Annotated in this window: 13 protein-coding genes; 4 read left to right on the top strand and 9 right to left on the bottom strand. The window is 46.8% G+C overall.

Annotated elements, in window-relative coordinates; all coding sequences use genetic code 11:
* The first annotated feature begins 86 nt into the window (after positions 1 to 86).
* Together ku and A4V09_RS04320 are read left to right on the top strand one after the other, a co-directional pair.
* Positions 87 to 896: a non-homologous end joining protein Ku gene (ku, locus tag A4V09_RS04325; protein ID WP_065541265.1), complete on the top strand. Its 810-nt coding sequence runs from the start codon at positions 87 to 89 to the stop codon at positions 894 to 896.
* Entirely contained in the window at positions 893 to 1,825 is a 933-nt protein-coding gene (locus tag A4V09_RS04320) for an ATP-dependent DNA ligase (RefSeq protein ID WP_065541264.1), read from the top strand. The genes ku and A4V09_RS04320 overlap by 4 nt, the downstream gene beginning before the upstream one ends.
* Before the next feature lie 187 nt (positions 1,826 to 2,012).
* Here the strand turns inward: A4V09_RS04320 and A4V09_RS04315 are convergent, their stop codons facing one another.
* From A4V09_RS04315 to A4V09_RS04275, 9 genes are all read right to left on the bottom strand, one after another.
* Positions 2,013 to 2,420: a zinc ribbon domain-containing protein gene (locus tag A4V09_RS04315; RefSeq protein WP_065541263.1), complete on the bottom strand. Its 408-nt coding sequence runs from the start codon at positions 2,418 to 2,420 to the stop codon at positions 2,013 to 2,015.
* 5 nt (positions 2,421 to 2,425) lie between these two features.
* Positions 2,426 to 2,950: a flavodoxin family protein BilS gene (gene bilS / locus A4V09_RS04310; RefSeq protein WP_065541262.1), complete on the bottom strand. Its 525-nt coding sequence runs from the start codon at positions 2,948 to 2,950 to the stop codon at positions 2,426 to 2,428.
* Between the two features lie 81 nt (positions 2,951 to 3,031).
* The gene (locus A4V09_RS04305) at positions 3,032 to 4,120 is read right to left on the bottom strand and encodes an oxidoreductase (protein ID WP_065541261.1); all 1,089 of its coding nucleotides are present in this window, start codon (positions 4,118 to 4,120) and stop codon (positions 3,032 to 3,034) included.
* 66 nt (positions 4,121 to 4,186) lie between these two features.
* Positions 4,187 to 4,852, bottom strand: a complete 666-nt coding sequence (locus A4V09_RS04300; RefSeq protein WP_065541260.1) for a GerMN domain-containing protein — start codon at positions 4,850 to 4,852, stop codon at positions 4,187 to 4,189.
* Complete coding sequence (locus A4V09_RS04295; protein ID WP_065541259.1) at positions 4,849 to 5,736, bottom strand: mechanosensitive ion channel family protein; 888 nt, start codon at positions 5,734 to 5,736, stop codon at positions 4,849 to 4,851. The genes A4V09_RS04300 and A4V09_RS04295 overlap by 4 nt, the downstream gene beginning before the upstream one ends.
* A 259-nt stretch (positions 5,737 to 5,995) precedes the next feature.
* Positions 5,996 to 8,863: a 1,4-alpha-glucan branching protein GlgB gene (glgB, locus tag A4V09_RS04290; RefSeq protein WP_065541258.1), complete on the bottom strand. Its 2,868-nt coding sequence runs from the start codon at positions 8,861 to 8,863 to the stop codon at positions 5,996 to 5,998.
* Positions 8,864 to 8,980: 117 nt separating this feature from the next.
* Positions 8,981 to 10,474, bottom strand: a complete 1,494-nt coding sequence (locus tag A4V09_RS04285) for an IMP dehydrogenase (protein WP_065541257.1) — start codon at positions 10,472 to 10,474, stop codon at positions 8,981 to 8,983.
* Between the two features lie 162 nt (positions 10,475 to 10,636).
* Positions 10,637 to 11,161 (bottom strand): flavodoxin domain-containing protein, encoded by a 525-nt coding sequence (locus A4V09_RS04280; RefSeq protein ID WP_065541256.1) that lies wholly within the window; start codon positions 11,159 to 11,161, stop codon positions 10,637 to 10,639.
* Positions 11,162 to 11,171: 10 nt separating this feature from the next.
* Complete coding sequence (locus A4V09_RS04275) at positions 11,172 to 11,768, bottom strand: TetR/AcrR family transcriptional regulator (protein WP_065541255.1); 597 nt, start codon at positions 11,766 to 11,768, stop codon at positions 11,172 to 11,174.
* Between the two features lie 393 nt (positions 11,769 to 12,161).
* On the opposite strand from A4V09_RS04275, the gene A4V09_RS04270 reads away from it, so the two are divergent.
* Positions 12,162 to 12,641 (top strand): NADH-quinone oxidoreductase subunit NuoE family protein, encoded by a 480-nt coding sequence (locus A4V09_RS04270; protein WP_018596425.1) that lies wholly within the window; start codon positions 12,162 to 12,164, stop codon positions 12,639 to 12,641.
* Entirely contained in the window at positions 12,638 to 14,512 is a 1,875-nt protein-coding gene (locus A4V09_RS04265) for an NADH-ubiquinone oxidoreductase-F iron-sulfur binding region domain-containing protein (protein ID WP_065541254.1), read from the top strand. The genes A4V09_RS04270 and A4V09_RS04265 overlap by 4 nt, the downstream gene beginning before the upstream one ends.
* Positions 14,513 to 14,519: the final 7 nt, after the last annotated feature.

Raw genomic sequence — 14,519 nt, 5'->3', positions numbered from 1 at the left:
GTCACTGCCATAGTGCCGGCCATTTTTAACCAGTTTTAATTTTTCTGTATACAGTAAATACTAAAAAGAAAAAGGATGTGGATAAAATGGCAGCACAAAAAGCAGCAATCTCATTTGGGTTGGTTCATATTCCCGTGGCGCTCTATACAGCGACGCAGGATAGTGATATACACTTTAATCAGCTATGTAAGGAAGATGGATCAAGGGTCAAATACAAGAAGGTTTGTGCCAATTGCGGTAAAGAAGTGGGGACACAGGATATCATAAAGGGGTTCGAGTTTGCCCCGGGGCAATACGTGACCATGACAGATGCCGATTTTGAGAAAGCCAAAACCGAAAAAGACCGTACCGTACAAATTATTCATTTTGCAAATCTGAGCAGCATACCTCCGGTATTCTATGACAAGACTTATCATGCAGTGCCGGAGCTTGGTGGTGATAAGGCATATGAATTACTTCGGCGGGCAATGTATGAGGAAAAAAAGGTAGCGATCGCAAAAGCAGTATTAGGACAATCTGAAAAGCTTCTTGCGCTGATACCCACCGGAGAAGAAATTTTAATTGAGACTATGTTCTTTGCGGATGAAATAAAGGAAATGCCAAAGGACATTGCTCATCCGGATCTAACTGAGCCGGAAATGAACATGGCAAAAACCTTAGTAAATTCTATGGTACAGAATTTCCAGCCTGAGCAGTATCATAATGAATATCAAAAAAGATTAAGAGAAATTATAGAAGCTAAGATCAATGGTGAGGAAATAACTGCTGCCCCGGAAGAGAGACCCTCAAATGTGATCGATCTCATGGAGGCATTACAAAAATCACTTAATCAGGTAAGTACAAACGGAGACAACACCCCGCCTAAAAAACCCAGAACCAGGAAAGCCACAGCATGATTGATTTTGAAACAAAAAACATCAAACCAATGCTCATTGGACAAGAGGGAAATCCGTTTGATGATGATAGGTATATTTATGAATTGAAATGGGACGGGGAAAGATGCATTGCCTATTTGGACCCAAGCGGCAAAACAGAGTTGAGAAATAAGCGTAATGAAAAAATGTTACCAAAAGTACCGGAATTAAAAGAATTATGGAGACAGGCCGGAGAAAAATGCATTCTCGACGGCGAACTGATGGTACTGAAAAATGGCAGGCCTGACTTCTTTGAGATCCAACGCCGCAGTCTTACAGCGAATAAATTTAAAATTGAACTTGCGTCAAAGCAGTTTCCTGCTACATTCGTTGCGTTTGATATCTTATATTATAAGGACAGGGATGTAACAGCTCTGCCATTACTGGAGAGAAAGGTTCTTTTACAGAAAACCTTTTCGGAATCCGAACGGTTGGTCTTATCAAGATATGTGGAAGGCAATGGAACCGCCTTTTATCAGATGGCAGAACAGCAGGAATTAGAAGGCATAGTTGCCAAAAAAAAGGACAGTCTCTATATACAGGATAAACGCACGAAGGACTGGATAAAAATAAAACGGATGCTGGATGATGATTTTATTATCTGTGGTTATATCCAAAAGCAAAATAATATGATCAGTCTTGTTCTGGGGAAATATAAAGATCATGTGATCGTCTATGAAGGACATGTGACAATGGGGGTAGGAGCCGATACGTTAGAACAGCTGCTAAAATTGCCATCCGGTTATCCCCCCGCCAATACACCAAGCGGTCATGGAAATAAGGAGGCAGTCTGGGTGCAGCCAAAATTAGTAGGTGTAGTGAAATATATGCCCAGAGTAGGGAGTGACGGAAGACATCAATCTGTCTTCAAAGGGCTGAGATATGATAAACGTCCGGAAGAATGTCTGTAACTGAATCCCCGGCCGGTATTCCTTCCGGTCAGGAACTATAGCAGTGCTGCATATTTTGTCAGTCCGCAAGGCGGAGGAGGGAAGCGGGGTGAATCCCCCAAAAGTCAGACCAAAAATCGAACAATCGGAGGCCGGTACAGAGCCGGGGCCATATGATGCTGTCCGGTAAAAAAATCCCCATTCAATTCTAACTGTTTTTCACAAATTCCGTCCCGCATTTTGGACAGCGCACACTCACCTTGCCTTTTCCCTTGGGAATACGAATCTTTTGTTTGCAGTTTGGGCAGGTATAAATGTGGTGGTCCTTTCTCTGCTGCTGAATATACTTTTTCTGGCCGAAGAAATGGCGTACTTTATTTTCAACAGTAAGGTACTTCTGGTTCTCCGCATAGCGCTTTGTGATATTTCTGGAAAACATTCTGATGTATATAAAAACAATCAGAAGAATCTCCCAGGAAGTCAGCAGTATGGAAACATATCCGTTTCTGATGAACATATTGATGACAGCGCAGACCAGAAGCACGATCAGCATAAACTGGTTCAGTCTGTCCGTGCCGTAGCGTCCTGCCATAAACTTTGCAAATTTTTCTTTCATGATCGTCAAATCCCATCCTTCTCTAATGATTCATATATTTTGTTCACAAACTGCCGGGCATGTTCCAGGTCATCCATATCGGGATGAAGCATAGCCATATCAAAATTTCTTATCATGGTGTCAATCTGCCTGCCGTTGCTGCTGTTTCTCATGTTGTTATATTTTTCCCTGACCCGGATAGGCATCTTGCCCTGGCAGATAAAGGCACCCAGATATTCATTGTCATCCTCTATGAAAACCCGGATATTTTCCTCTATTTTCTTAAAATATTCAGGGCTTTCACCCATTCCGCAGGTGCCGAACAACGCTATCTTCTTTCCCTGCAGGGACCCCAGGTAATCCAGCACTTCCACGCTGGCACTCCCTCTGTCCGTCCAGAAGCCGATAAAATAAATGTCCGCCATATCATAGTCTGTCTGCCCGTCCAGCCGGGCTATATCCTTGTCCGAACCCGGCACGGCTGCAAATATGGCCTTTGCCAGTTTCTCCGTATTGCCTGTTCTGCTTTTATACAATACCTGCGTCTTCATGTGGTATCATCCTCTCTCATTTTGCGATATATTCATAATAGCACGATGACAGACAAATAGATATTTCCTGACTCTTAAAAATTATAAATTGTCTATAAATTCCTTTTTCCTCTGAAGATTTTTCTCAAGGATTTTTCTTCCGGTGCAGGTATCCGGGTTTTCACACCACAGACAACGCCTGCAGTGCAGGCATTTTCCCGTATCCCTGCCTTCCATGGCATCCCTGGCCCAATTATGATTCACGATGATGCCTCTGGCAATATCAATCATATCCACATCGGTGCGCTCCAGAATATCCTGTGCCATTTCAGGGTCCGTGATCCCGTTCACCGCAAAAACCGGAACGGAAACCGCGCGTTTGATCTGGGCTGCCGCGTAGATACATTTTTCATAGGGAAAATCCGCAGGAGCTTTCGGGTCATCCTCGCCGGAAAATCCATAGGACACATCTATAAAATCTATGCCCTCCTTTTCCAATACCCGGGCGTGTCTCACACCATCCTCAAGCCTCGGTTCAAATCCTCCCAGACGGATTCCCACCACAAAATCCTCCGGCACTTTCTCCTTTATGGCCCGCAGGATCTCCACAGCAAACCGTTCCCTGTGTTCCCCGTATGCATCCTGCCTGCGGTTCACCCAGCGGTTAAAAAATTCGCACATGAGATACTGGTGGCATCCGTGCAGTTCCACTCCGTCATACCCTGCTTTCCAGGCGCGGACTGCTGCATCCGTAAATTCCTGCTGCACTTTATGTATTTCTTCTATTGTCATCTCTTTCCCTGTTTTTTTGACACCGTCCTTGTAAAAACTGTAATCACTGGGACAGGCCAGTTCTCCATCCAGTCCCGAGACGCCGGCATGATGGATCTGGATAAAGATGGGGCATCCTTCTTTATGGACTGCATCTGCGATTTCAGACAGTCCTTTTATCTGGCCGTCCTCCCAGATACCAAGCTGGTTTGCGGCAAGTTTTCCGTTTCGGTCCACACATGTGGCTTCTTGTATGATCAGCCCGGTCTGCCCCTTTGCCACCTTTCTGTAATGCTCCACATTTTCCTGTGTCACATAGCCATCCTCTGTGCCCCAGGCATAACAGACTACCGGCGGAAAACAAATTCTGTTTTTTATTTTCACCGTTTTTATCTGCCATGGTTCAAATAGTTTTTTCATAGTCAACCACTCCCGTCTAATCTGAAAATGCAGCAGCCGGAATACACTCCGGCGCTGCATCTTTCGTTACTGATAATCCATATGTGTCATAAATCCTTCATATACCTCGTGGCCGGTCTCCAACGTGCTGCCGTCCACTGTGATCTGGATAGCCTCCGCCTGATAGGTATCCAGAAATGAATTGACAACAGCCCCAATAGTGAGAATCTCACCTGCCGTTCCCATGGAACGGATACTGTCTTTAAAATTTGAGGACAGATCCAGTTTCAGCACATACTGCCCTTCTTCCTCTGTCTCCTCAAAATTCTGTACGGTTATACTGTCTGTCAGAACACCAGCACCCACAAGCTGCCCGATCAACGCGTCAGCAGTCACCTGGGCGATTTCCACCTGGTTCACATCCCATCCCTCGGCATTTTCATCGGGGACATAGATAAATGCCTGTCCGGTCTGTACCGGTGCACTTTCTTTCTGGGATTCCTGTATCTCTGCATGGCTCTTTACTGCATCTTTTGATTCATCCTTTGGCACGGTCTCCTCTTTAGACGCTGCACTTTCTTTCTCACTTTCCTTATCCGGGGTTTCTTTGCTTTTCTCTTCTGTGTCCTTTTTATCCTCTTTTGACTCTGTCTGGGTTTTCACATCTGTATCCTGGGTATTGCTGCATCCTGCCGTGCCAAATATCATTGCGGCGCAAAGCAGGACAGCAATACATAATGTTCTGTGCTTCATAGGCTGCGCTCCTCTCTGCCAAAAGCCTCAGGCAATCCGGACTTGATATGCACATCAAGCTGCGGATATGGAATATCAATGTTTTCCTCGTCAAATGTCAGTTTGATCTCCTCGTTCAGTCTCCATTTTGCAGGCCAGTAATCTTCTGTTTTCACCCATGCCCTCAGCCCAAGGATCACGCCGTCATCTGCCAGTTCATCCACGAATACCAGCATTTCCTGTTCAGACATGATGGCAGGGTCCGCATGAAGCAGTGTTTCCAGAATCCCTTTTGCCTTTTTTAAATCCGACTGGTAGCCAATCATCACTTTAATTTCCAGCTTACGCTTGTCCTGGGATGTGACGTTGACAATGCTGGAGTTGGTGATATTTCCGTTTGGTATGGTGATCCGCCTGTTGTCCACAGTGGAGAGGGTTGTGTAAAACAGATCAATCTTCACTACAGTCCCCTCCTGGCTGTTTGTGTTCTCTATAATGTAGTCTCCCACTGTGAAGGGCCGTAAAAGCATGATGATCACTCCGCCTGCCAGATTTGACAGACCGCCCTGCAGTGCCAGGCCGATGGCCACACCACCGGACGCCAGCAATGCCGCTATAGAGGATTCCTTAATTCCAAAACGGACTGCAATACTTACGATCACCAGGAAGTAGAGGGCAGTCTTTACAAAGGAGGTCAAAAACTGGATGACACCAGTGTCCGCCCCTGCCTTATTCATGGCTGCCTTTATAATGGCGCAAATCTTGACGATCACCTTGCTGGCTATAAAATAGATGATGATCGCCAGGATCACCTTCCACGCAAAGGCTTCCACGGCAGGTATCTGGGCACTGAAACGGTTCCAGATTTTTTCTAGTTTTATGCTGCTTGCCAATATTCCTGTCATTTAGTTCATCCTTACTTTTTCCTTGTTGTCTTTCTCGTTGTTCTCTTTTGGGAAGTTGTCTGACCGGTCTCTGGATCGGCTGTTTTCGCCGCTGCCGAAGACTCTTTCTCTGCCTTTGTCTCTGTCTTCTCTGCCTCCGGCTTTGATACTGTCTTTTCCGCTTCCGTTTTCGCCTCTATCTTCTCTGCTTCTGGCTTTGCGTTTATCTTCTTCGCTCCGCCTTTGCTTCTATCTTCCCGGCTTCCGGCTTCGATGCTGTCTATTTCGCCTCCGGCTTTGCCTCTATCTTCCCGGCTTCCGGCTTTGATGCGATCTTTTTCGCCTCCGGCTTTGCCTCTATCTTCCCGGCTTCCGGCTTTGATACGATCTTTTTCGCCTCCGGCTTTGCCTCTATCTTCCCGGCTTCCGGCTTTGATGCGATCTTTTTCGCCTCCGGCTTTGCCTCTATCTTCCCGGCTTCCGGCTTTGCGGTTATCTTTTTCGCCTCCGGCTTTGCCTCTATCTTCTCCGCCTCCGGTTTTGATGCTAACTTTTTCGCTTCCGGTTTCACCGCTGCCAGCTTTTCGGCTGGATTTTTCGCTTCCGCCTTTACCTCTGCCTTTTTCTTCGTTTTCCCGGTGCCGGACGTTCCTGTGGTTTTGCCTGCTTCAGCAGCAGGAGCATTCTTCTTTTCGGATGCTTCTTCGGTTTTAACAGCCGCTGATGCGGCAGCTATATTTAATGCCTGCTGTTCCAGCTCCTTTTTCCGCTCATCCTCAATTTTCTTTTCCAGCTCTGCGCGGACTTTTGAAACCGCAGATTTTTGCTTATCCTCCGCATTCTTTGCTGCCGCGGCCTTTGCCTTGCCTTTTGCAGGTGCTTTTGCAGCCGCAGTATCTTTCACTGTCTTCCTGGTACCCGTCTTTGTTGTTGTCTTTCTCTCCTCTTTTGTAAAGGAAAAAATCTGTACAGAAAGCGGTGCAACATCTATCACGACCGAGTTCTTTCTCTCATCATACTCTGCCCGCTTGGAGGATTTGACTCTGGCGTTCTTCACACCGGTTCCGCCGAACTCCACGGCATCACTGTTAAAGATTTCTTTGTATTTACCCGGATACGGAACTCCCATCTGGTACTTTTCATACACAAGGGGCGAGAAGTTGCACACCACCAACAGCAGCTCCTCTTTCTTTTTCGTTTTCCTGATAAATGTCAGCATATTTTTCTCGGAATCCATATGGTTGATCCACTCAAATCCCTCGGTATCATAATCCAGCTCAAACAGTGCAGGCTGCTCCTTATAGAAATTCCAGAGTGCTTTCACATAATTTTTAAACTGCTGGTGTTCCGGCTGCTCCAGAAGCTCCCAGTCAAGGCTTCTCTCCTCAGACCACTCTCTCTCCTGGGCAAATTCCTGTCCCATGAACAGCAGCTTCTTGCCGGGATGTACCGCCATAAATCCATATGCCGCACGCAGATTTGCGAACTTTTCTTTCTTCTCCCCCGGCATCTTCATGAGTAAGGAGCCTTTTAAATGTACTACCTCATCATGTGACAGGCTTAAAAGAAACTTTTCGCTGTATGCATAGACCATACTGAATGTCAGTTCATCGTGGGCACCGCCTCGAAACAGAGGATCTTTTTTCATGTAGTCAATAAAGTCATTCATCCAGCCCATATTCCACTTCATATCGAATCCCAGGCCGTCATCCTCTATGCTGCCGGTAATCTTTGGCCAGGCTGTGGATTCCTCCGCGATCAGAAGCGCGTCCGGATGCTTTTTCTTAAAGACGGAATTCAGATGCTTCAGGAATTCAATGGCTTCCAGATTCTCATTGCCTCCGTAGATGTTCGGAACCCACTCCCCGTCATTCTTACCGTAGTCCAGATACAGCATGGAAGCAACCGCATCCATACGGATACCATCTGCATGGAATTTCTCCACCCAGAAAAGCGCGTTGGATATGAGGAAATTCCTCACCTGCGGTCTTCCGTAATTGTAGATCAGAGTTCCCCAATGGGGATGCATGCCCTGCCTGGGGTCCAGATGCTCATACAGACAGGTCCCGTCGAAGTTTGGAAGGCCCGGTGTGTCTTTCGGGAAATGGGCAGGCACCCAGTCCAGGATCACACCGATTCCCTGCTGGTGCAGATAGTCCATGAAATACATAAAATCCTCACAGGTTCCATATCTGCTGGTAGGCGCATAATATCCCGTCACCTGATATCCCCAGGAAGCATCAAAGGGATGCTCCATAACCGGCATAAGCTCTACGTGTGTGTACCCCATATCTTTTAAATATCCTGCAAGCTTCGGAGCAATATCCCGGTAATTACAGAACAGTTTTCCCTCTTCCTCCGGTTTTATCCAGGAGCCTAAATGCATCTCATAGACCAGCATGGGTTTTTTCTCGTCATTGATATGTTTTCTGTCCTTCATCCACTGGTCATCCTGCCACTGGTAATGGTTCAGATCCGCTACAATAGAGGCTGTTTTCGGACGCAGCTCCGCCTGGTTTCCGTAGGGGTCTGCTTTTAAGTATACAAGGGAGCCTTTTGCCTTGATCTCATATTTGTACAGGGCGCCCGGTTTGATCCCGGGTATAAATAATTCAAAAATCCCGGATACAGCCAGACGGTTCATCTGATGTGTCCTGCCGTCCCAGTGGTTAAAATCACCAACCACGGAAACACGAAGGGCATTCGGTGCCCAGACTGCAAAATACACACCGGATACACCATTTATGGTCATGGTATGCGCGCCCAGTTTCTCATAAATTTCATAACAGATGCCTGCGCAGAACTGCTGTTCCTCATCCAGGCTGATTTTGGTGTCAAAGGCATAGGGGTCATAGAACTGCTTTTTATTTCCTTCCCAGTCCTGCATCTCCACTTTATATTTCGGTATTTTATTTCCCGGAATCAGAACAGCGAAAAAACCTGCTTCATCTTCCATCACCATATCATACGTTTGTTTTTCTTTTGTAAGCAGAATTTTCGCCTGCACAGCACCGGGTAAAAAGCACTGGATCAGGATGCCCTCCTCCGTCACACGTGGACCCAGAACGCGGCGCGGTTCACTTTCCTCAGAATATACAATAGCCTCTATTTCGGGCCAATCCATCAATTCATATAATTTGTCAGACATAAAACACCCTCCTTTTGTTACATTTTATCATTAAAGCGTTAAAAAGTAAACCTTGGATGAAAACGGGTCAGTCTGTACATTTCCGATGCCGGCCACTGGGTATCCGTTCATACACCCTTATCTTTGGTCACGCAGCATAACGTCATGGGCGCCGCCTTCCACAATACTTGTAGAGGATACCAGCGTGATCTTGGCCTTTTCCTGCAGTTCCGGAATCGTAAGTGCGCCGCAGTTGCACATGGTGGAACGCACCTTGCTCAGAGTCAGGCTCACATTATCCTTTAAACTTCCCGCATAAGGCACCAGGGAGTCCACACCTTCCTCAAAAGAAAGCTTTTTCTCTCCTCCCATATCATACCGCTGCCAGTTTCTGGCTCTGGCGCTGCCCTCACCCCAGTATTCCTTCATATAGCTTCCGTTGATATTGACTTTTTTCGTAGGGCTTTCATCAAATCTGGCAAAATATCTTCCAAGCATGATAAAGTCAGCGCCCATGGCCAATGCCAGGGTAATGTGATAATCATGCACAATGCCTCCGTCAGAGCAGATAGGAATGTAAATCCCGGTCTCCTCAAAATATTCATCCCTGGCCTTTGCCACCTCGATCACTGCAGTTGCCTGGCCTCTTCCGATGCCTTTCTGTTCCCGGGTAATACAGATCGCGCCGCCGCCGATTCCCACTTTCACAAAATCAGCGCCTGCATCGGCAAGAAAACGGAAGCCTTCCGCATCCACCACATTTCCGGCTCCTACCTTTACATCATTCCCATAGTTTTTTCTGATATAGTCAATGGTGATCTTCTGCCACTCTGAAAAGCCTTCAGAGCTGTCAATACAGAGCACATCCGCACCTGCATTTATAAGAGCCGGAACACGGGTTTCATAATCCCTGGTGTTGATCCCTGCCCCTACCATATAACGTTTGTGGCTGTCTATCAGCTCATGTTCATTCTTTTTATGAGTATCATAATCCTTTCTGAAGACCAGATACACCAGTTCCCGGTTCTTGTTCACCAGAGGCAGACAGTTTATTTTATGTTCCCAGATAATGTCATTTGCTTCCTTCAGAGTCGTCTCCTCCTCTGCGTATACAAGGTCGTCCAGTTTTGTCATGAATTCTTTTACTTTTAGATCGAGGTCCATGCGGCTTACCCGGTAATCCTTGTTGGTGACAATACCAAGCAGTTTCCCGCCGGGTCCGCCGTCCTCTGTCACCGCAATAGTGGAATGGCCCGTCTGCTCTGTCAGGCGAAGAACATCCTGAAGAGTCATTTCAGGAGACACATTGGAATCGCTCACCACAAATCCGGCGCGGTACCGTTTCACTTTTTTCACCATCTCCGCCTGTTTTTCCACCGGCTGGGAACCATAGATAAAGGAAATCCCGCCTTCCTGGGCAAGGGCCACCGCCAGATTATCATCTGAAACAGACTGCATCACTGCAGAAACCATAGGAATGTTAATAGACAGCGCCGGGTCCTCCCCTTTTCTGAATTTGACCAAAGGGGTTTTCAGATTCACCTGGGACGGCACGCAATGCGCGGATGAATAACCCGGGATCAAAAGGTACTCGCTAAATGTTCTGGACGGCTCATCAAAATAAAATGCCATGTCAATTCTCCTTTTCGTATTCAATACGTTTCTGGTTTTGTTTGATACTAGCACAGGCAGTTCTTCTTTGTCAATGAAAACACCTGTGTTTCAGCCATGCCATCCCAGTGCTTTGGCTACGGTTTGCCCTGTGTCCCACAACCTGCTCTGTCCCCCTTTGCCTTACTGTTCCATGATCCAATGGAGCAGCGGTTCCAGGTTGTTTTTATCCGCCACGTCAAAAGAAGTTTTCAGACGGGCTGCCATCATCTTTTCCTGTTCGGTTTTGTCCTTTTTCTTTTCCATCATCTTTGTGAAAAGCTTCATCATCATCCGGAGTTTCCAATCCATTTGTTCATAATTCAGTCCGCTCTGCAGATAAAAACAGGGAATTGCCTGCCGCTCCTCCTCTGTTAAATTTTGAGCAAAAGCCTTTTCAACCTCCGGGGAATCCTTCGGGGTGGCGCCTGTGGCAAAAACGGCTGTCCTCTTCCCTTTCAACCGGGGAATCCTGTTTTTCAGCCATGCGATCCCCTGGATCTGCCCTCCGTAAAAACCTCCGCCATATAGGATCACGTCATACTTTTCAATATCTATTTCATCCGCTTCCTTTGCTTTCACACAGGTGCAGGGTATCCTTTCCCCAATCCAGTCCGCATATCGCTCTGTAAATCCTGTCTTTGAACTGTAAACCACTAATATATTCATATTTTATCCTCTACTTTCCATAAACTTTTATAAATTGTCTCAAATGTTTCTCAAATTCAGGTTCCGCCTCCTTAAGCCCTTCACAAGTGTGCAGCAGTAAAAAAACAGGCCCGTAAAATTCCAGTGCAAGTATCCGCGCATCTCTTCTTTCCAGCACCCCTGCATCCATAAGGGCTGAAAACAGACTGCTTTGAAACTCCAGCATATAGTCCCTGTAGAATTGAATATAAATCCCCTTTGCCCTGGGGTTTTCGTATTGACTTAAGATCAGAAGCCGCCTAAACCTCACATTCTCCTCATCCTCAAAGAAAAAGGCAAACACAGACAATACCTTTTCTATAAGCCTGTCCATATCCCGTTCCTCAAACATGTCTGTGTTATCTCCCTGGGCAAAGGGCAGTTCCTTTTCTCGGAAATATGCCTTGGCATTCTCCCACTGGACATCCACGATACGATCAAAAATATCCTGTTTGTTTTTGAAATGGTTATAAAGAGAGCTCTCTTTAATCCCCACAGCCCTGGCTATATCCCTGACAGAAACCGCATGAAACCCCTGTTCTGAAAACAGATAAAAGGCCTCCTTTAAAATCTTGTCTTTTGTTTTCATATCTCCTGCCTCCTTTAAAACTAACAGTTGTTAGTTTTATTATACTAACAACTGTTAGTATAGTCAATACCGGATTCCTGCTCCGGAAGGCAGTTTCCGGGGAGATGCTGGCCGAAAAGTGTTACTGCATTAGAATCGTGGCTTGCGGAAGCCGTGAGCAGTATCAGTGCATAAACGCATAAATAGAAATTTTATGGCCCCAATCATGAATTTGTATATTTTTATGTTTTTTTCAAAATATTTATTGTTTATTTCCGCTTAACATTATATAATTAGAAGACAGGTATATGTGCAAAAATACCCAAACGCACATGCGGAAGTGTACTGTAATACAGTAGAGAGCACATTCACTCTCTATTGTCATGAATGATTAAATCTAAAGGAGGTATCTGAATGCTTGACAAGAGCTACTACCAGAAGACGGACGAAATCATTAGCCATTATGGCCGCAGGCCAAGTGCACTGATTCCCATCATGCAGGACATTCAGGCAGAATACCGTTATCTGCCAGGCGAACTGTTGACTTACGTGGCAAAAGAAATTGGGGTGAAAGAGGCCAAAGCCTACAGTGTTGCCACATTTTACGAAAACTTTTCCTTTGAACCCAAGGGAAAATACATCATCAAAGTCTGTGACGGAACTGCCTGTCATGTCCGCAAATCCATGCCCATTCTGGAAGCCCTTCAAAAAGAGCTGGGCCTGAGCAAGAAAAAACACACTACAGACGATATGCTTTTTACTGTGGAGACTGTTTCCTGCCTGGGTGCCTGCGGGCTGGCTCCTACACTCACCGTGAACAATGAAGTACACCCGACCATGACGCCGGAAAAAGCATTGGAATTACTCACAGAATTGAGAGGTGATAGCGTATGATGATTGAAAACAGAGAAGCTCTGAAAAAAGAGCAGGAGGCCGCCCAGAAACAGATTGATTCTTTTGAATGCCGTATCTTAATCTGCGCCGGAACCGGCTGTGTTGCTACCGGCTCACAGAAAATCTATGAAAAAATGCAGGAGCTCTGCAAAGACATGCCTGGTGTTTCCGTAGAATTTGAAGGCCATGTCCCACACATCGGAGTGGTGAAGACCGGCTGTCAGGGAATCTGTGAACTCGGACCCCTGATGCGGATTGAACCCCTGCATTATCAATATGTAAAAGTACGGATGGATGACTGTGAAGAAATCTTCAAACGCACAGTCCTGAACAAAGAACCTGTGGAACGCCTGTTCTACAAAAAAGGGGAAGATTCCTTCCCAACACCGGATGATATCCCCTTCATTGCCAAACAGACCAGGATCACTCTGGAAAACTGCGGACGCTTTGACGCGGAATCCCTGGATGAATACATAGCTTCCGGCGGTTACAACGCCCTGTCAAAGGCTCTTTTTGACATGTCTCCAAGAGATGTCATTGATGAAGTGGACAAATCCGGTCTGCGCGGAAGAGGCGGCGGCGGATTCCCCACCGGAAAAAAATGGAAACAGGTGGCTGCCCACACAGACGTAAAGGAACACTATGTTGTCTGTAATGGCGACGAGGGTGACCCGGGCGCATTCATGGATGGAAGCGTTATGGAAGGTGACCCCTACCGTCTCATCGAAGGAATGACCATTGCCGCCTATGCAGTCAGTGCACAGGACGGTTACATCTATGTGCGTGCAGAATATCCGCTCTCAGTAGAGCGGCTCACACACGCCATGGCACAGGCCGAGGAAAAGGGCCTGCTGGGTGACAATATTCTCGGAACTGATTTCTGTTTCCATATGCATATCAACCGCGGCGCCGGAGCCTTTGTCTGCGGCGAAGGTTCTGCTCTGACCGCTTCCATCGAAGGCGACAGAGGTATGCCCCGAGTAAAACCGCCCAGAACGGTTGACCAGGGACTTTGGGCGAAACCTACCGTTTTGAACAACGTGGAAACATTCGCCAATGTTCCCGGTATTGTCATGAAAGGATCTGACTGGTTCCGCACCATAGGAACAGAAGGCAGCCCCGGAACAAAGACATTCTCCATCACCGGCTCCATTGAGAACACAGGTCTGATCGAAGTTCCCATGGGAACCTCACTGCGTGAGATGATTTATGATATCGGCGGCGGCATCAAAGGCGGCGGAGAATTTAAAGCCGTACAGATTGGCGGTCCCTCCGGCGGATGTCTTACAGCTGAACACCTGGATGTAGGTCTGGACTTTGACAGTGTAAAAAAATACGATGCCATTATGGGTTCCGGCGGACTTGTTGTTATGGACGAGAACACCTGTATGGTTGAGGTTGCCCGGTTCTTCATGAGCTTTACCCAGAGGGAATCCTGCGGAAAATGTGTTCCCTGCCGTGAAGGGACCAAACGTATGCTGGAGATCCTGGAGCGCATCGTAGACGGAAAAGGGGTCATCGAGGACCTGGATACCCTGGAAGAGCTGGCAGCCATGGTTAAAAATATGGCTCTGTGCGGACTCGGAAAGAGTGCCCCGCTTCCTGTCATCAGCACCTTAAAAACCTTCCGCAATGAGTACGAGGAGCACATTCTGGAACACAAGTGTGCTGCCAAATGCTGTACTGCCATGCGCCGCTTCCTCATCAATCCAGAGTTCTGTAAAGGCTGCGGAAAATGTGCGAAGAACTGTCCGGTTGGAGCGATCACCGGTGTGCGCAAGCAAGCTTATAATATTGACAACGAATTGTGTATCAAGTGCGGTGCCTGCAAAGACAACTGTGCCTTTGATGCCATTTACGTGGAAGCATAGGAGGGTT

Origin of the sequence: Blautia pseudococcoides (genome assembly GCF_001689125.2) — a bacterium.
Classification (GTDB): Bacteria; Bacillota; Clostridia; order Lachnospirales; family Lachnospiraceae; genus Blautia; species Blautia pseudococcoides.
This window is presented reverse-complemented; position numbering and strand designations above follow the sequence as displayed.

Bases quoted from the DNA above. Each gene is read 5' to 3' on its own strand.
- ku (WP_065541265.1), top strand. From the start codon at position 87: ATGGCAGCACAAAAAGCAGCAATCTCATTTGGGTTGGTTCATATTCCC.
- A4V09_RS04320 (WP_065541264.1), top strand. From the start codon at position 893: ATGATTGATTTTGAAACAAAAAACATCAAACCAATGCTCATTGGACAA.
- A4V09_RS04315 (WP_065541263.1), bottom strand. From the start codon at position 2,420: ATGAAAGAAAAATTTGCAAAGTTTATGGCAGGACGCTACGGCACGGAC.
- bilS (WP_065541262.1), bottom strand. From the start codon at position 2,950: ATGAAGACGCAGGTATTGTATAAAAGCAGAACAGGCAATACGGAGAAA.
- A4V09_RS04305 (WP_065541261.1), bottom strand. From the start codon at position 4,120: ATGAAAAAACTATTTGAACCATGGCAGATAAAAACGGTGAAAATAAAA.
- A4V09_RS04300 (WP_065541260.1), bottom strand. From the start codon at position 4,852: ATGAAGCACAGAACATTATGTATTGCTGTCCTGCTTTGCGCCGCAATG.
- A4V09_RS04295 (WP_065541259.1), bottom strand. From the start codon at position 5,736: ATGACAGGAATATTGGCAAGCAGCATAAAACTAGAAAAAATCTGGAAC.
- glgB (WP_065541258.1), bottom strand. From the start codon at position 8,863: ATGTCTGACAAATTATATGAATTGATGGATTGGCCCGAAATAGAGGCT.
- A4V09_RS04285 (WP_065541257.1), bottom strand. From the start codon at position 10,474: ATGGCATTTTATTTTGATGAGCCGTCCAGAACATTTAGCGAGTACCTT.
- A4V09_RS04280 (WP_065541256.1), bottom strand. From the start codon at position 11,161: ATGAATATATTAGTGGTTTACAGTTCAAAGACAGGATTTACAGAGCGA.
- A4V09_RS04275 (WP_065541255.1), bottom strand. From the start codon at position 11,768: ATGAAAACAAAAGACAAGATTTTAAAGGAGGCCTTTTATCTGTTTTCA.
- A4V09_RS04270 (WP_018596425.1), top strand. From the start codon at position 12,162: ATGCTTGACAAGAGCTACTACCAGAAGACGGACGAAATCATTAGCCAT.
- A4V09_RS04265 (WP_065541254.1), top strand. From the start codon at position 12,638: ATGATGATTGAAAACAGAGAAGCTCTGAAAAAAGAGCAGGAGGCCGCC.